Raw genomic sequence first — 17,467 nt, 5'->3', positions numbered from 1 at the left:
GCACATCATCTTATGAAACGGTCAATAAGAGTACGTGACTATATATTTCTGCATAGGAAAACAGGGAGAAGCCTGGATTTTTGTCCATCCCCTGAAGTTTGCACAATACGATCATGTATAAATTTCGATTTTTAGACAGATGATGCACGTCATCTGTCTTTTTTTCGTGCTTATAGCCAAAGATGAACCCAACACCATTTTCTGAAAAAGGAGAACCAAACAATGTCAAAAGTTATGATCATCGGATGCGGCGGTGTTGCATCCGTAGCCATTCACAAATGCTGCCAGAACAGCGAAGTATTTTCTGAAATTATGATTGCAAGCCGCACCCTTTCCAAGTGCGATGCTTTAAAAGAAAAGCTGGCTCCGACCACAAAAACCATTATCACAACAGCAAAGGTGGATGCCGACTGTACAGAAGAATTAATCGCCTTAATCAAACAGTATCAGCCGGATGCCGTATTAAATCTGGCTCTTCCTTATCAGGATCTTACCATTATGGATGCCTGCCTTGCATGTAAGGTTCCTTACATTGATACTGCAAATTACGAAGCAGAAAACACGGATGATCCGGCATGGCGTGCGATCTACGAAAAGAGATGCGAAGAGCTTGGCTTTTCTGCTTACTTTGATTACTCCTGGCAGTGGGCCTATATGGACCGTTTCAAGGAAGCCGGCATCACCGGTCTTCTCGGAACCGGCTTTGACCCTGGTGTCACCAGCGTTTTTGCAGCCTATGCACAGAAACACTATTTCGATGAAATTCACACGATTGATATTCTGGACTGCAACGGCGGCGATCATGGATATCCGTTTGCAACCAACTTCAATCCGGAAATCAACCTCCGCGAGGTATCCGCTCCCGGTTCTTACTGGGAAAACGGCCACTGGGTGGAAATTCCGCCAATGTCGATCAAACGGGAATATAACTTCGATGAGGTAGGCGAGAAGGATATGTACCTTCTTCACCATGAAGAAATTGAGGCTCTTGCCAAAAACATCCCGGGCGTAAAAAGAATCCGCTTTTTCATGACCTTCGGCCAGAGCTATCTGACCCATATGAAATGTCTGGAAAATGTAGGACTTCTCTCGACCACTCCGATTACCTTCAATGGACAGCAGATCGTACCGATCCAGTTTTTAAAAGAGCTTCTTCCGGATCCTTCCACTCTTGGTCCGCGCACCGTGGGTAAAACCAACATCGGCTGTATTTTTACCGGTATCAAGGATGGAAAAGAAAGAAGCATTTACATTTACAATGTCTGTGACCACCAGGAATGCTACCGGGAAGTAGAGTCTCAGGCGATTTCCTACACCACCGGCGTTCCGGCCATGATCGGAACCATGATGGTCGTGAATGGCCTCTGGAACAAGCCGGGTGTCTACACCACAGATGAATTCGATCCGGATCCGTATATGGAAGCACTCAACAAGTGGGGTCTTCCGTGGAAGGTCGTAGAAAATCCTGTTTTAGTAGATTAAGCCTATGTATAAGATAAACGAACTGCCAACTCCCTGTTTTGTCATTGATGAAGGCAAACTGGAAGAAAACTTAAAGCTCCTGCATCAGGTAGAAGAACGCACCGGTGCAAAAATTCTGCTGGCTCAGAAATGCTTTTCCTGCTTTTCGGAATATCCGCTGATTGGAAGATACATCAGCGGAACGACTGCCAGCGGACTCTATGAGGCGCGGCTTGGCAAGGAAGAAATGGGGCTGGAGAATCATGTGTATTCTCCGGCCTACCGCCCGCAGGATATGAAAGAGCTCGCACAGATCTGCGATCACATTATTTTCAATTCAGAAAAGCAGCTCCGAACGTACCTCCCTGTACTTAAGGCTTCCGGAACCGCAAAAGCCGGACTTCGCATCAACCCGGAATGCTCCACGCAGGAAGGCCATGCGATTTATGATCCCTGTGCGCCCGGCTCCCGCATGGGCATCCGCGCCTGCGATTTTACAGACGAACTGGCTGATCTTGTGGACGGTCTTCATTTTCATACCCTCTGTGAACAGAATTCGGATGATCTGGAAACCACGCTGCGCGCCGTGGAAGAAAAATTCGGCAAGTGGCTTTTTAAAATGAACTGGCTTAACATGGGAGGCGGACATCATATCACCCGTGAGGATTACGATATCGAACGCCTGATTTCCTGTATCAACCATATGAAAGAAACGTATGGTCTTCAGATTTACCTGGAGCCCGGGGAAGCAGTTGCCTTAAACGCAGGCTACAATGTCACGGAAGTTCTCGATATTGTTGAAAATAACGGAAAAATTTTAATTCTTGACACTTCCGCCGCCTGCCATATGCCGGATGTGCTTGAGATGCCGTACCGCCCTCCGCTCAAAGGCAGCGGACTGCCTGGGGAAAAGCCTTATACCTACCGCCTTTCCTGCAATACCTGCCTGGCGGGCGACGTAATCGGCGAATATTCCTTCGATTCCCAAATCCGGATCGGTGACAGACTGTATTTTGAAGATATGGCGATTTATTCGATGGTAAAAACCAATACCTTTAACGGAATCCCACTCCCTTCCATCGCGGTGATGGACAAAGCTGGAAACTGCCGAATGATAAAGGAGTTTGGATATGAAGATTTCAAAAACCGATTGTCTTAGAACCCCAAAAGCCGATGGCTTTTACATGCCGGGCGAATTTGAGCCCCACGAAGGCACGCTGATGATCTGGCCGTGGCGCCCCGGCTCCTGGAATTACGGAGCAAAAGCGGCAAGAGCGGCATTTGCAGAAATTGCAGAAGCAATTGCCGCTTATGAGCAGGTTTATCTTTTCGTCCGGCCACAGGATAAAGCATCGGCACAGGAACTGCTTTCCTCCGACCGGATTCATCTGATCGAAGCCCCGACAGAGGATGCCTGGGCAAGAGATACCGGCGCTACGTTTGTGGTCAACGATCAGGGCGGGCGAAGAGGCATTCAATGGGAATTCAACGCCTGGGGCGGCCAGTATGACGGTCTGTACTCCCACTTTGAACATGACCGTGAGGTTCCGGAACGAATCTGCAATTTTCTCGGAGATTCCTTCTATAATGCCCGCCCCTTTGTTCTGGAAGGCGGCTCCATCCATGTTGACGGGGAAGGAACCCTGCTTACGACCGAAGAATGTCTGCTGAGTCCGGGGCGCAATCCTTCTCTTACAAGAGCGGAAATTGAAGAAAAGCTGCGTCAGTATCTTTCGGTTGAAAAAATCATCTGGCTGCCTTTTGGTATTTACAACGATGAAACCAACGGCCATATTGATAATATGTGCTGCTTTGTAAAGCCAGGAGAAGTGCTTCTTGCCTGGACAGATGACGAAAACGATCCTCAGTATGCCAGAAGCAGGGCCGCTTTTGATCTTCTCTCCCATACCGTTGACGCGAAGGGACGAAGCTTTGTGATTCACAAGCTGCCCATTCCAAAGCATCCCATCTGTATTACAGAAGAAGATCTTCTCGGCTATAATTTTGAAGCTGGCGAAGACCAGCGGGAAGCCGGCGAACGTCTTGCCGCCAGTTATATCAATTTTTACCTTGCCAATCACTGTGTCCTTCTTCCCCGGTTCGGCGATGAAAACGACACCGTGGCTGCAGAAATTCTCGGAAAATGCTTCCCGGATCGACGAATCCTTCCGATCGATGCACGCGTCATTCTGACCGGCGGAGGCAACATTCACTGTATTACCCAGCAGATTCCGGCAAAGAAAAGAGGAAACAGATTATGCGAAATATAAAAATTGCCGCACTGCAGTTTTCGTGCTGCAGTCAGGTACAGGAAAATATAGACAAAGCAGAGACCATGGTCCGTGAAGCCGCTTCCAACGGAGCCAATCTCATCCTTCTTCCTGAATTGTTTGAAAGACCGTATTTTTGTCAGGAAAAGCGATACGATTATTATGATTATGCCATGCCCTTGACAGAAAATCCCGCCGTCCGGCGTTTTCAGGCCGTTGCCGTAGAACTTGGAGTCGTGATTCCGGTCAGCTTTTATGAAAGGGATGTTCAGCGCCTGTTCAACTCGGTTGCCATGATCGATGCAGACGGATCCATTCTTGGCGTTTACCGCAAGACTCATATCCCGGACGACCATTTTTATCAGGAAAAATTCTATTTCACTCCCGGGGATACGGGATTCAAGGTCTTTGAAACACGTTTTGGAGCCATCGGCGTCGGCATCTGCTGGGATCAGTGGTTTCCGGAAACAGCACGATGCATGGCCGTTCAGGGTGCTGAAATCCTGCTCTATCCTACCGCTATCGGAAGTGAGCCGATCCTGAATGTAGACAGCAGCGGGCACTGGCGACGCGTCATGCAGGGACATGCTGCCGCAAATCTTATTCCGGTTGCTGCTGCAAACCGGATTGGTACCGAAACCGTAACGCCCTGTGAAGAAAATGGCGGCCAGTCCTCTTCTCTTACTTTCTACGGTTCTTCCTTTATTGCCGATGCAACCGGTGAACTCGTGGCATCTGCCGGAAGAGATACCGAGGAAATCCTGTATGCTTCCTTCGATCTGGATGGCCTGCGCGAAGAACGTTTTTCCTGGGGCCTTTTCCGTGACCGGCGGCCGGAAACCTACCGTATCATGACGAAACAGTAAAGCCCCGTCGCTTCCTACAGCGGTACGCTGCATCACATATTCTAACTACAAAGGAGAACCGCTATGCAATATGGAGTTTTATGTCTGCTGCCGCCTGCAGCGATGCTGATTTTTGCATTAAAAACAAAAAAATCTTTCGAAGCTCTGATTTTCGGAACCCTGATTGCCTATCTCATCATGTACAAAGCGGCTTTTATCGGGCCCTGGTGTGATCTGCTGCTTTCGGAGATCAGCAACGCAGATAACCAGTATATTCTTCTTCTCTGCGGACTGTTCGGAGGCTTCATCTTCCTGCTCCGCGAGGCAAAAGGAACACTTGGTTTTTCCAACCTGTTAAGCCGCTTCTGTAAAAATGAACGGATCACCATGATGATGTCGGTATTTCTCGGAATCATTATTTTTGTCGATGATTATCTCAACATCATGACCGTTGGAACCTGTATGAAGGATGTCTGTGATAAACGAAAAGTCCCACGCCAGGCCCTTGCCTATATCATTGACTCAACCGGTGCACCTGTCTGCGCACTGATTCCCTTTTCCACCTGGGTAGTTTTTTATTCCGGTGTTTTTATTCAGGAACCGGGCATTCTCAATATGGGCTTTTCCACCGGTATGAGTGTTTACTTAAAAGTGCTTCCTTATATGTTTTATCCCATGGCTGCACTTCTGGTTGTCATTCTGTTTGCCTGCAAACTGATGCCAAAGCTCGGAAAAATGAAAGATGCCTATACCGATCTGGAAAAGAAAGAGCAGACACCGGAGCATCCCAAAATGCACAATGCCCCTTCCGTTGACATTGCCATGGCCGGAATGAGCGTTGATTACCCGCCCGAAAATACCAATGCCGGAAATATACTGGATTTTCTGATCCCCATCGGAATTCTGATCGGTGTGACAGTAGCCACACAGGATATGATGCAGGCGATTATTCTTGCTCTTGCTTCCTGTATGATTCTTTATCTTCCGCGGAAAAAAATGACCTTTACGCGGTACGTGGAACTGTTCTTTGCCGGCTTTGCAGATATTCTTCCGGTTCTCGCCATTCTTCTTGCATCCTTTATGATCAAGACTGCCTGCGGCGAAATGGGACTCTCGGAATACGTCATCAACCTGTGTGTTCCGTACATGAATGCCAAAACACTGGCAGCTATTATTTTTGTTGTCATTGCAGTTCTGACCTTTGTCACCAGCTCTTTCTGGGGAATTGAGGCCATAGCCGTTTCCATCGTTGTTCCGCTTGCCATCGCCCTTGATGCAAATGTACTCCTGGCCCTTGGTGCTGTCGTATCCGGCGGTGTTTTCGGAAGCCATGCATGCTTCTATTCCGACGCAACGGTTCTTTCCTCCGCGACCTGCGAGATTGACAATATGTCACATGCCGTATCGCAGTTCCCTTACGTCCTGATCAGTGCTGCTCTCTCCGTAGCGGGATTTTTAATCTGCGGAATTTTTGCTCTTTAAAAAGCCCCCTTAAAATAAAAAAAGTCTTCGACGATCGGATTTTTCCAGATTCATCGAAGGCTTTTTTTGTTTTTTTATTCTTTTACACTCAACCGCACCAGCGCACGCTGCAGCTTGGCTTCGGCAATACGGTATTCTTTGTCTGTCAGACCGCCGTTTGCCAGCGCCTGCTCGGCCCTGTGTTTGGCAGCCTCGGCGCGCTCTGCATCAATATCCTCTTCCCACTCCCAGGTTGTTGCCAGGACACGGCAGACCCCGTTCATCATGGAAAGCATTCCGCCGATGCAGGCGGCATTTCTTCTCGTTCCGTCCTCCAGCACAATATGCGCCTCGCCCATGCCGAGCGCAGTGCAGTAATTGCAGTGGCCCGGCAGAATTGCCAGGTCGCCGCTGATAGTTCTGCAGACAACTCGCGCTACGTCACCCTCATAGAGAAGTCCGTCCGGCGTGCCGACACGTAAAGGAAATGTACTCATACGTCATTCCTCCTTTACTGATTCAGTGCTTTTGCTTTTTCAAATACCTCGTCGATGGTACCTGCAAACAGGAAGCAGCTCTCCGGAAGATCGTCGCACTCGCCATCGAGGATCATGCGGAATCCGCGCAGGGTTTCTTTTAACGGCACGTATTTTCCTTCCATACCGGTAAACTGCTCCGCTACCGAGAAGCTCTGGGACAGGAAACGCTGTACCTTACGGGCACGGCTGACCGTCAGCTTATCCTCCTCGGACAGTTCATCCATACCCATGATGGCGATGATATCCTGCAGCTCTTTGTATCTCTGCAGCACCTGCTGTACGGCACGTGCTACCTCATAGTGCTCATGGCCTACGATTTCCGGTGTCAGGATACGGCTGGTAGAATCGAGCGGATCAACAGCCGGGTAAATACCCTGGCTGGAGATTTCACGGGAAAGTACCGTCGTGGCATCCAGATGGGTAAACGTTGTTGCCGGAGCCGGGTCGGTCAGGTCATCGGCCGGCACGTAAACAGCCTGTACCGATGTGATGGAACCCTTTCTTGTGGAAGTAATACGCTCCTGCAGTGCGCCCATCTCGGTTGCCAGCGTCGGCTGGTATCCTACTGCGGACGGCATACGGCCAAGCAGAGCAGAAACCTCGGAACCTGCCTGCGTAAATCGGAAAATATTATCGATGAACAGCAACACATCCTGATTTTTCACATCACGGAAGTATTCTGCCATGGTAAGGCCGGAAAGTCCGACACGCATACGCGCTCCCGGCGGCTCGTTCATCTGTCCATAGACCAGTGCTGTTTTATCGATAACACCGCTCTCTTTCATCTCGTTGTAAAGGTCATTTCCTTCACGGGTACGCTCTCCGACACCGGTGAAAACGGAAAGTCCGCCGTGCGCCGTTGCCACGTTGTGGATCAGCTCCATGATAAGGACTGTTTTTCCAACGCCGGCACCGCCGAACAGACCGATTTTTCCGCCCTTGGCATACGGGCAGATCAGGTCAACGACCTTGATTCCGGTTTCGAGGATTTCCGTTGCCGGAACCTGTTCCTCATAGGACGGCGGATCGCGGTGGATCGGCCATTTTTCTACTGTTTCCGGTGCCGGCTTATTGTCTACGGTCTCACCGAGCAGGTTGAACACGCGGCCTAAGCACTCCTCTCCGACCGGAACGGCGATCGGGCCGCCCGTGTCGACTGCTTTCGTTCCGCGGACAAGTCCGTCTGTGGACTTCATGGCAATGCAGCGAACCATGTTGTCGCCTGTCTGCTGCGCCACTTCCACAACCAGCTTCTCGCCGTGGTTGTCTATCTCGATGGCATTCAGAAGTGCCGGCAGCTCTCCTTCCGGAAAACGGATGTCCAGAACAGGACCCGTTACCTGCACAACCTCGCCAATGTGTTTTTCACTCATTTAACGACTTCTCCTCACTTTTCTTGTTTCCACTCTTACACGCCTTCCGCACCGCCGACGATCTCCGTGATCTCCTGCGTAATGCTTGCCTGACGGGCACGGTTGTAATACAGATTGAGCTGTTCAATCATCTCCTCTGCATTTCCCGTTGCCGCCTCCATTGCGGTACGGCGTGCCGCAAGCTCACTTGCCACACTCTCACAGATACCGCCGTAGATCAGGCCGCCTAAGTATTCCGGCACAATCGCTTCGAATACCTCGACACCGTTTGGCTCATACAGGATCAGATTCCGGATTTTTTTCGCTTCCGGATCCTCTCCGTCCTCTTTTGCAATGTCAATCAGAGGCAGGATCGGCACGGAAACCGGCATCTGCGACAGCATCGACACGAATTTCGTATAGCAAAGCTCCACATGTCCGAAGGTCCCTTTCCGGAACTCACGGCACAGTGCGCGCGCGATCTCAAAGCTGTCTGCCACGGAAAGATTTGCGATCTCGGCAAAGCTGTCCGTCAGAATGTCCAGCTTCCGGGATTTCGCATACTCCACTGCCTTTTTGCCGACCGGAACCACACAGATCTCTTTTCCTTTGGCATCTGCCTCAAAGCATCGGAACAGATTCGCGTTGTATCCGCCCGCAAGGCCGCGGTCTCCGGCAACCAGCACGTAGCAGCATTTCTCGTTTTTTGCCTCTTTTGCATAAATGGAATAAAATTCCGTGTTTCCTTTTGCAATATCCTGCAAAGTGCGGTACAGCTCCTGAAAATACGGACGGCAGGTATCAGCCCGCTCCTTCGCTTTTCGCAGCTTGGAGGACGCTACAAGTTCCATCGCCTTGGTAATCTGCATCGTGCTTTCGACACTTTTGATCCGCAGCTTTACGGCTTTCATGTTTGCAGCCATAGGCTCCTCCTTCTTTCCTTATTTTGCAGGTCTTGTATTGATAAAGTTTTCGGTGTACGATTCGAGCGCACTTTTCAGCTTCTCTTCGGTATCTGCCTCGAGTTTTCCGGTTGCGGAAATCTCCTGCATCACGGCAGCACCCTCTGCGTCGGTATCAAGCCAGGTATACAGTCCGTCCTCATAGGCGCGGACATCCTCAGCTGCAACCTTTGACAGAATTCCTTTCGTTACCGCATAAAGAATGGCCACCTGTTTTTCTACCGGAACCGGTGCATTCTGGTTCTGTTTTAATACTTCCACGATACGCACACCCTGCTCCAGACGCGCCTTTGTATCGGCATCCAGATCGGATCCGAACTGTGCAAAACTTGCCAGCTCGCGGTACTGGGAATAGATCAGTTTCAGAGTTCCGGCTACCTTCTTCATCGCCTTAATCTGCGCATTTCCACCGACACGGGATACGGATACGCCAGGGTTTACCGCCGGCATAACGCCCGAGTGGAACAGCTCTGTCTCAAGGAAAATCTGTCCGTCTGTGATGGAGATGACGTTCGTCGGAATATAGGCGGAAATATCGCCTGCCTGGGTCTCAATGATCGGCAGGGCCGTCATGGATCCGCCGCCGTGTTCATCGTCCAGCTTTGCGGCACGCTCCAGAAGTCTGGAATGGAGATAGAAAACATCTCCCGGATAAGCCTCACGTCCCGGCGGACGGCGGATCAGCAGGGAAAGTGCACGGTATGCAACCGCGTGCTTACTTAAGTCATCATAAATGATCAGCACATCTTTTCCCTGATACATAAAGTACTCGCCCATGGCACAGCCGGAATACGGTACGATATACTGCAGCGGGCTCGCTTCGGATGCCGTCGCTGCCACGACGATGGTGTACGCCATTGCGCCGTTCTTCTCAAGATTTTCTACTAAGGACGCTACTGTCGAACGTTTCTGTCCGATGGCAACGTAAATACAGATCACATCCTTGCCTTTCTGGTTCAGAATGGTATCGGTTGCAATCGTTGTCTTTCCGGTCTGACGGTCTCCGATGATCAGCTCTCGCTGACCTCTTCCGATCGGAACCATGGAATCGATCGCTTTAATACCGGTCTGCAGCGGCTGATTAACACCTTTTCTCTCACAGATGCCCGGTGCCGGGCTTTCAATCGGACGGTACTCTGCTGCCGTAATCGGGCCTGCGCCGTCGATTGGCTGGCCGAGCGCGTTGACAACGCGTCCGATCATGCCTTCTCCGACCGGAACCGAAACAACTTTTCCCGTTCTTTTTACAAGCTGTCCCTCGCTGATGTTCTCGCCGGAACCGAATAAAACGACAGATACGCTGTTTTCCTCGAGGTTCTGTGCCATTCCATAGCTTCCATCCTCAAATTCCAGCAGCTCGCCTGCCATGCAGTTCGAAAGACCGCTGGCTCTTGCGATTCCGTCTCCGACCATCAGAACGGTGCCTGTCTCATCCTGCCGGATCGCATTTTCATAATATTTGATCTGGCTGCGGATGACCTTGGATATTTCTTCTGGTTTCAGTTGCATGTTTTCCTCCTACACCACTGTATCGCTGATTCTTCTGGAAAGCTCGGCCAAACGTCCCTTTACGGTTCCGTCAAACAGCTTTCCGTCGAGCTCCACGCGGACACCCGCCAGAACGGACGGATCGGTTTTCAGTTCCATCACGACCGTTTTTCCGCTCATTGTTTCCAGTTTTTTCTTCAGAAGCTCTTCCTGTTCCTTCGACAGGGATGCTGCGCTCGTCACAACTGCCTCAGCAATATTGTGGGCTGCGTAGTATCTGCGCTGGAATGCTTCCTGGCATCCGCCGAATTCACGGAGAAGATTTTTTTCACACAGCAGTTTGATAAAATTGACCAAATACGGTTCCGCCTGGCTGCCAAATGCCGCGTCGATCAGCCCGATCCGCTCTTTTCGCGGAATCGAAGGCTCCGATAAAAGGCGCGGATACTCCGAGTTTTCCCGGAACAGAGCTCGGATCTCCTTCATCTCGGAAAGGATTTCCTCTTCGAGATGCTCCTCTGCGGCCAGCTCATACAGGCTCCCACCGTATACTCTGGCAGTTTCTGTCATGATGCTTCACCTACATTCGATATAAATTCATCTATCAGCTTCTCATGGTCTTTTTCATTAATCTCACGTTCAATGACCTTTCCGGCAATATCCATGGCAATGCCGCCGATCTCGCCTTTGACTTCATTGACCGCTTTCTTTTTCTCCTGGGCAATCTCTTTTTCTGCCTTGTTTTTCAGGGCAGCTGCCTGTTCGGAAGCCTCTTTTACGATTTTCTCGCTCTGCAGCGTCGCTGTCTTTCTGGCGCTTTCGAGAATCTCGTTGGCCTTTGCCTTGGCCTCCTGCATATTCTGCTCATATTCCTCTTTGATGGCGTTGGCTTCTTTTTTTGCCGCCTCTGCGTCTGTGATCTCCGCATCGGCTGCCGCACGCCGTTTTTCCAGCATCTCATTGATCGGTTTGAAAAGGAACCGTTTGATCAGATACATCTGGATGAAGAGGTTGCAGATCTGTGCGATAAAAGTCCAGGGGACAATTCCTACCAGTTCCTGAACCTGCATAGTTTCTTTCCTCCTAGCAATCATTTACTCCTTGCAACTATTTCAGGAAGTTCATGAACATTCCCGGTGCTACGAAGATCAAAAGCAGGCCGGTTACGAAACCGTAAATACCTGTGGTCTCTGCGATCGCACAGCCAAGAAGCATCGTACTTGTTACATCACCTTTGCATTCCGGCTGACGTCCGATTGCCTCAAGTGCCTTTGCTACGGCGTTACCTTCACCGATACCAGGTCCGATACCTGCGATCAGGGAGCATCCTGCGCCGATTGCGCATCCTGCGAGAGCGATACCTTTTGCTAAAATCTGAAAATCCATCTTGTTTTCCTCCTGTATTTTCTTTTTGTAAACCTCATTTTTTAATCTCTTTAGCCTTCTTCTGCTGCATTCGCAATGTACATGACAGTCAGCATACAGAAAATAAAGGCCTGCATCACGCCGGAGAACCAGTCAAAATAGACCGACAGAACAGCCGGGACACCGACGTCCAGAATCGGGATCTGTGAAAGGGTTCTTCCGAGCACGCCGGGAAGCAGTCCCAGCAGCTTTCCGCTTGCCAGTGCCAGCGATCCGTAGATCAGGGCATTGATCACAACGCCGGAAAGGATGTTTCCAAAGTGACGGCACGCCATACTGATCGGCGTTGCGAGCTCCGACAAAACGTTAAACGGTGTCATAACCGCAATCGGAGTCGTAAAGCCTTTCAGATATCCGCCAAAACCATTCGTTTTGATCTTCTGTGTTGTGATCATAATAAAGACCACAACAGCCCAGGCCGCCTCGGTGGAAAGATCCGCTGTCGGACTTCGAAGTCCGATCAGGCTGATCAGGTTTGAGACAACGCTGGTCGCGAAAAGCGCCGACACAAAAGGAATCAGATAGCGGAATTTTTCTCCCATGTTGCCGATGACGAATTTATTTGCGGTCTCCACAATCATTTCTGCCACCGCCTGGCGTTTGGAGATGTTCCGTATCTTCAAATCTCTTGTGAGCCAGATGCAAAGTCCGGTAATGAGTGCCATTACAATCCAGCTTACCACCAGCGTTTCGCTGATCTGAATTTTCCCGAACAGCGGAAAATCGATCGGGATCGTAAAAAAGACTTTTGCACCGGAGATATCAACCTCCATTCTCTTTTCTCACCTCCTCTGTATGAGATAAAATAAAAAATTTGAACCTTTTGTCAAAGCGGATCTTCACAATCCGCTTCGCTGCTTGCTCATAACCGAATCGCTGCTTCGCTGTTTCGGTTTCAAAACGCCGTCCCGTCTTTGCGGCTTTCGCCAAAGATCAGGTTCAGCGCTTTATGCTGTTTTTTATGCCCTTCAGCTTGATGGCCGTTCCCGGAATTAAAAGCGGCAGGATTCCTGCGGCAAACTGAAAGCATGGAAGCACAATCGCCAGAATTGCCCAGAGCATCTGCATCAGGTTTCTCTGCGAATAGCTTGCCTGCATCCGCCGTTTTGCTCCCGCCTCGTCTGTCTCGGACACTGCTTTTTGTACTGCCATGCCCATCAGGAAAAAGTTCAGCACCGCAACGGCACCGCCTCCGATTCCCCCGAGGATCACCCGATAGTCAAATGGGATTTTTTCCGGCCAGATCAGGTGCAGGATCAGAAACCCGACCCACATCACAACCACGCCGACAACAGTATAGATGGCAACATTTTTCGTCTCCTTTTTTACGGCCGGCTGGACCTTGTCTCCGAAATTGCTCATATCGCCTTGTTTCCTTTCTAAGGGATTTTCCCCTTAAAATCAGTCTGAAATCTTTTCTCTGCCACTTGATCTTCGTCAACTGTGAAAACTTTTTCAGACACGTTCTAAATATGTCGGTTGAAAGACACCCGCTTTTTCTTCTTTTTTCCGTCCGGCTCCGTCTCGATACGTTTCTGATGCCGCAGAACGCTCTGCCCGAATTTCCAGGCTGTCACGGCACCGCCTCCGATCCCAAAGAAAAAGCCGAGCAGATAAATCCATGTTCCAACCGAAAAGCGGTCGCAAAGCCACCAGCAAAGTGCCAGACAAAGAAAAAGAGGCGTCACAAGGGACAGTCCGAATTGTGTCAACATTGTGAGATTGGTAATCATCCCCGTCCACTTCTTCATATCCTGTCCCTTTCTGCCGTCTCTTTTTTGTCAGACTTTCGGGTCTGCGTTCTGTCTTCCATTTTTGTAACCGCTTAGTCAGATTGTACCATAAACGTTTTCATAAGACAAATGAATTTGTATATTTTCCAAATTATTTGTTTTTATTTACATTCTTTTCATAATAATTGGAACAATTTTCTCATTTTGTCCCATTGCAAAATTGCAGCGTTCACCTCGCTTCTTATTTTTTGAAAAAAACTGCGGTTTTATTCCACACATACTGCCGTTTTTTCTTTCCAACCGGAAAGCTGATAGCTTACCTCATAGTGTCCCGGCTCCAGCAGGTATCTGCCGTTTTCTTCTGATCCGAGCACTTCTGCAACCGCTTCTTTTTCACTTTTGGCAACCATTGGAAGTACGGCCTCTGCGGTGCAGTCGAACGGAACATCCATGGTGATGGTCACGTGCTCTTTATCGGAAAGCTCCCAGCGAATGCTGTACATTCCCGATGCAGAATCATATTTTGCCTCTGCATACCTCAAATCCCAGTTCAGCGTCGGTGCAAACTGTACGGTTCTGACACCCGGATGGGACTCCATCGTGTTAATACCGGCAACGTGACGGAACATCCATTCCTGGATGGAGCCGTAAGCATAATGGTTCATACTGTTCATGCTGATGCCGGAAATCGTACCGTCCGCAAGAAGAGAATTCCAGCGTTCCCAGACGGTAGTTGCACCAAGCTTAACCTCATAAAGCCAACCCGGAAATTCCTCGTTCAGCAACAGTTCGTAGGCAAGATCATTCATGCCGTTGTCGGTGAGCACATTGTTCAGCAATGGTGTTCCGACAAATCCCGTCTTCAGTTTGTGGTTACTCTGCTCAAACAGCTTCAGAAGCTGCCGTTTTGTCAGCTCTTCATTCTTCGACAGATGGTATTTCAGCGTCAGCAGCAGCGCCGTCTGTGTTTTGATGCAGCAACGGCCTGTTGCGCTGTAATATTCTTCCTGTACCACAGCAAACTGCTCCTCGGACAGCTTCTGATACTTCTCCTGCTCCTCGCGGTATCCCAGCACACCGGCCGCTTTTGCCACGATTCCTGCGCTGATCGCATAATACAGGTTTGCAATAAACTCCTCGTCCGTTGCACCCATGACCTGCTCAGCGCCCTGCACCGGATTGTCAAGCGCCAGCCAGTCGCCAAAGTGGAATACATATCTCCAGCCATGGTTGTCCCCATCCACTTTCGTGATGTAGTCCACCCACGATTTCATGCTCACAAACTGATCTTCCAGAATGCTCTTGTCCCCATAAAACAGATATAGATTCCACGGAATGATACACGCCGCATCGCCCCAGACACACGCTGCATCCTCGATGCCGCACGATGGCACCACATGCGGCACCTTTCCGCCGAACACGCTCTGCTCTTTTGCCATGTCGTACAGGTATTTTGCATAGAATGCATACGTATCTTCGAGATACATCGCCGTCGGCGAGAACACCTGCGCATCACCCGTCCATCCCATGCGCTCATCACGCTGCGGGCAGTCGGTCGGAACATCCACAAAATTGCACTTTAAGCCCCAGCGCACATTGCTGATGAGCTGATTGACCAAATCACTTCCTGTTTTCATCCAGCCTGTCGCTGTGATGTTGCTGTAATAAGAAAGACCCGTGAAATCCTCTTTTTTCAGATCCGGAATGCCTTCGATCTTCACGTAACGGTAGCCGTAGAACGTAAAATGCGGCACAAGATCCATTTCGGTTCCATCGGAAATATAGATGTATTCGGATTTTGCACTCCGCAGATTGTCATTGTAGAAATTGCCGCGCTGCAAAATCTCACCTGTCTGAACATGAATTTTGGTTCCTGCCGGCACGTTGACATGCAGCTTGAAAATTCCCGTAAACTCCTGCCCCATATCGAAGACCAGCTCGCCGGCCGGAGTATGAAGCAGTTCTTTAGGTTCAAACGTCTCATGAATCGTCACCGGAAGGCTCATGCGTTCCGTCAGTTCTCCTTTTGGTGCCTCACAAAAAACCGCCTTCTCCAATGGCAGTTCCGACAGCGTGTCATCCCGGTGCTCACCGTCGTAAAGATTCGAGAATGCAATTTTACTGCGCCGCACCTGCCACGATTCATCCGTGCCAATCACCTCTTCCGAACCGTCCGCATACGTCAGATGCAGCTCCGCAATCAGCTTCCACTCATTGCCGTAAAATCCCTTGTCCTCAAACGCACTGAATCCAAACCGCGCCTTGTACCAGCCGTTTCCAAGCAGCACACGGAGCATTCCCTGTTTTGAAACCTCCTCTGTCACATCATACGTCTGATACTGTACCCATTCATTGTAATCATTGCTGTACGGCGTCAGGTACTCATCCCCGACACGCTTCTCATCCACATACACCTCATACAGTCCAAGTCCGCAGACATACAGCCTGGCCTTCGCTACCTCTTTTGCCGGAACAATTTCTTTTTCAAAATATGGATGACGGTTCTCCTTACTGTCACAGGAAATCCATTTTCCTGTCCATGCTTCATTCCGTTTTCCGGTCTCAAAAAACTGTACTTCACTCACCGCCGTCTCCCCGGCATCACTGCCCGCTTCCACGTTCCAGTAATACCGCGTTCTCGGCTCCAGATCCAGCTTCACCGGATAGAAAAGACTGCTCGCCTTATCATCCTCTCCGGAATCAAACAGCAGATGCTCCATCGCTGCATCCGATGCTACACGGATTCTCGCATAGCTCTGTTTTTTTCCTTCCGCGTCTTTCACTTTCCAGGAAAAGACCGTTCTCTCCATCCGGAACCCCATTGGATTTTCCAGATGATTCACCTGTGCGTGATAAATTTTCATTTCAATATCCTCCTCCATCTTATTTTTGAAAATTCCCCCATTTTTTCTCATTTTATCATGATCCCTTTCGAGAAAAAAGGTTCTGTTTTGCAGGAAAAAACATCTTTATTTGCACCATTTCCTGCCCACCAGACATCTCCCCGGATTGCCAGAAAGTATGGGACATTTTCCCTTTTTCGGGCTACACCGAAACTAATAAGAGCCTGTGCTTTCCTTTCCCCTCCGCCGCAGTGCGATCCTGCCCGGAGGGCTTTTGACTTTACAGGAAAATTCAACGAAGTTTCCTGCAAAGTAAAAAAATGCCGGATTCTTTGAACCGCCCCAAGAAATCAGATTTTTTAGATCTAACTTTTTAGGACGGTTCATCCGACATTTTTCCGGAATTTTCCGGCTCTATCTTCAGTTTCTATCTTCAGTTCAGCAATTCATCCGCCAGCGTTCTCTTCGGCACATAGTGCACATCATTTTCATCCCGGTAATAATTCGTATTCCCATCCTCCGGCACATCTACCAGATGAATCTCCTCCGCCGGTTTTCCAAACGCCACAATCAAAAGCGGCCGGATCTCCTCTGGCAGTCCAAGCACTTCCATCACCTCGCCCGCCTGAAAATTCCCGATCATGCAGCCGCCAAGCCCCTGCTCCACAGCCGCAAGCAGCATCGTCTGCGCCACAATCCCGACATCCTTCTGATACCGGTTCAGATTCTCATCAATCCTCTTATCCTGGCAGATCACAACAAAACCCGTCGGCCGTTTTCCCGGATGCGGCAGTACCATATCCGGCAGCGCCCGCGCCCACTTCGTCAGACCCTGCACCTTCTCCACTTCGTCCGGCTCCCACGCCAGAAAATACTTCAACGGCTGCTTATTCACACTCGAAGGACAAAGCCGCGCGCAATCCACAAACCCTTCCAACGTCTCCCGCGAAATCCTCACCGACTCATCAAAACCACGATAACTCCTGTTTTTTAATACCAGATCCTTTAACATCATTCTTCATCCTCCTGTCTTAACTTTTCTTTCTATCTCCCACTCTACCACACCTCCCACCCCCTATCAATCACCT

The 17,467-nt window shown here is 49.8% G+C and carries 17 protein-coding genes; 5 read left to right on the top strand and 12 right to left on the bottom strand.

Annotated features, from left to right (window positions below; all coding sequences use genetic code 11):
- Positions 1-222: 222 nt before the first annotated feature.
- The 5 genes from DWY63_RS10730 (at position 223) to DWY63_RS10710 (ending at position 6,058) form a co-directional block, all read left to right on the top strand.
- Positions 223-1,482 (top strand): saccharopine dehydrogenase family protein, encoded by a 1,260-nt coding sequence (locus DWY63_RS10730; protein WP_022462242.1) that lies wholly within the window; start codon positions 223-225, stop codon positions 1,480-1,482.
- Positions 1,483-1,486: 4 nt separating this feature from the next.
- Entirely contained in the window at positions 1,487-2,620 is a 1,134-nt protein-coding gene (gene nspC / locus DWY63_RS10725) for a carboxynorspermidine decarboxylase (protein WP_117802072.1), read from the top strand.
- Positions 2,592-3,731, top strand: coding sequence for an agmatine deiminase (gene aguA, locus DWY63_RS10720; RefSeq protein WP_117802071.1), 1,140 nt, complete (start codon positions 2,592-2,594; stop codon positions 3,729-3,731). Before nspC ends, aguA begins: the two co-directional genes overlap by 29 nt.
- Entirely contained in the window at positions 3,719-4,597 is an 879-nt protein-coding gene (gene aguB / locus DWY63_RS10715) for an N-carbamoylputrescine amidase (protein WP_117802070.1), read from the top strand. The genes aguA and aguB overlap by 13 nt, the downstream gene beginning before the upstream one ends.
- Positions 4,598-4,660: 63 nt before the next feature.
- Positions 4,661-6,058 carry a Na+/H+ antiporter NhaC family protein gene (locus DWY63_RS10710; protein WP_117802069.1) on the top strand — a complete coding sequence of 466 codons (1,398 nt, stop codon included), beginning with the start codon at positions 4,661-4,663 and terminating at the stop codon, positions 6,056-6,058.
- 74 nt (positions 6,059-6,132) lie between these two features.
- Here the strand turns inward: DWY63_RS10710 and atpC are convergent, their stop codons facing one another.
- From atpC to DWY63_RS10645, 12 genes are all read right to left on the bottom strand, one after another.
- The gene (gene atpC, locus DWY63_RS10705; RefSeq protein WP_022462237.1) at positions 6,133-6,534 is read right to left on the bottom strand and encodes an ATP synthase F1 subunit epsilon; all 402 of its coding nucleotides are present in this window, start codon (positions 6,532-6,534) and stop codon (positions 6,133-6,135) included.
- Between the two features lie 14 nt (positions 6,535-6,548).
- Positions 6,549-7,949: a F0F1 ATP synthase subunit beta gene (gene atpD, locus DWY63_RS10700; RefSeq protein ID WP_117802068.1), complete on the bottom strand. Its 1,401-nt coding sequence runs from the start codon at positions 7,947-7,949 to the stop codon at positions 6,549-6,551.
- A 35-nt stretch (positions 7,950-7,984) separates the two neighbouring features.
- Entirely contained in the window at positions 7,985-8,851 is an 867-nt protein-coding gene (atpG, locus tag DWY63_RS10695) for an ATP synthase F1 subunit gamma (RefSeq protein WP_055220552.1), read from the bottom strand.
- Positions 8,852-8,869: 18 nt separating this feature from the next.
- Positions 8,870-10,399, bottom strand: a complete 1,530-nt coding sequence (gene atpA, locus DWY63_RS10690; RefSeq protein ID WP_055220549.1) for a F0F1 ATP synthase subunit alpha — start codon at positions 10,397-10,399, stop codon at positions 8,870-8,872.
- A gap of 9 nt (positions 10,400-10,408) precedes the next feature.
- Positions 10,409-10,948 carry an ATP synthase F1 subunit delta gene (gene atpH, locus DWY63_RS10685; protein ID WP_117802067.1) on the bottom strand — a complete coding sequence of 180 codons (540 nt, stop codon included), beginning with the start codon at positions 10,946-10,948 and terminating at the stop codon, positions 10,409-10,411.
- Positions 10,945-11,448 carry a F0F1 ATP synthase subunit B gene (gene atpF / locus DWY63_RS10680; protein WP_022462448.1) on the bottom strand — a complete coding sequence of 168 codons (504 nt, stop codon included), beginning with the start codon at positions 11,446-11,448 and terminating at the stop codon, positions 10,945-10,947. Before atpF ends, atpH begins: the two co-directional genes overlap by 4 nt.
- A gap of 37 nt (positions 11,449-11,485) precedes the next feature.
- Positions 11,486-11,764 (bottom strand): ATP synthase F0 subunit C, encoded by a 279-nt coding sequence (gene atpE, locus DWY63_RS10675; protein WP_022462449.1) that lies wholly within the window; start codon positions 11,762-11,764, stop codon positions 11,486-11,488.
- A 50-nt stretch (positions 11,765-11,814) separates the two neighbouring features.
- A complete protein-coding gene (locus tag DWY63_RS10670; RefSeq protein WP_022462450.1) occupies positions 11,815-12,576 on the bottom strand; it encodes a F0F1 ATP synthase subunit A in 762 nt (253 codons plus the stop codon).
- A 166-nt stretch (positions 12,577-12,742) separates the two neighbouring features.
- On the bottom strand, positions 12,743-13,165 hold the full coding sequence (locus DWY63_RS10665) for a hypothetical protein (protein ID WP_055227959.1): 423 nt from the start codon (positions 13,163-13,165) through the stop codon (positions 12,743-12,745).
- Between the two features lie 104 nt (positions 13,166-13,269).
- Positions 13,270-13,554 (bottom strand): AtpZ/AtpI family protein, encoded by a 285-nt coding sequence (locus DWY63_RS10660; protein ID WP_055227958.1) that lies wholly within the window; start codon positions 13,552-13,554, stop codon positions 13,270-13,272.
- Between the two features lie 248 nt (positions 13,555-13,802).
- Entirely contained in the window at positions 13,803-16,400 is a 2,598-nt protein-coding gene (locus DWY63_RS10655) for an alpha-L-rhamnosidase (RefSeq protein ID WP_117802110.1), read from the bottom strand.
- A 412-nt stretch (positions 16,401-16,812) separates the two neighbouring features.
- A complete protein-coding gene (locus DWY63_RS10645; RefSeq protein ID WP_226906299.1) occupies positions 16,813-17,394 on the bottom strand; it encodes a nitroreductase family protein in 582 nt (193 codons plus the stop codon).
- Between the last annotated feature and the right edge of the window lie 73 nt (positions 17,395-17,467).

Source organism: Blautia sp. AF26-2, from assembly GCF_003460955.1.
In the GTDB taxonomy this organism is placed as follows: domain Bacteria; phylum Bacillota; class Clostridia; order Lachnospirales; family Lachnospiraceae; genus Fusicatenibacter; species Fusicatenibacter saccharivorans.
This window is presented reverse-complemented; position numbering and strand designations above follow the sequence as displayed.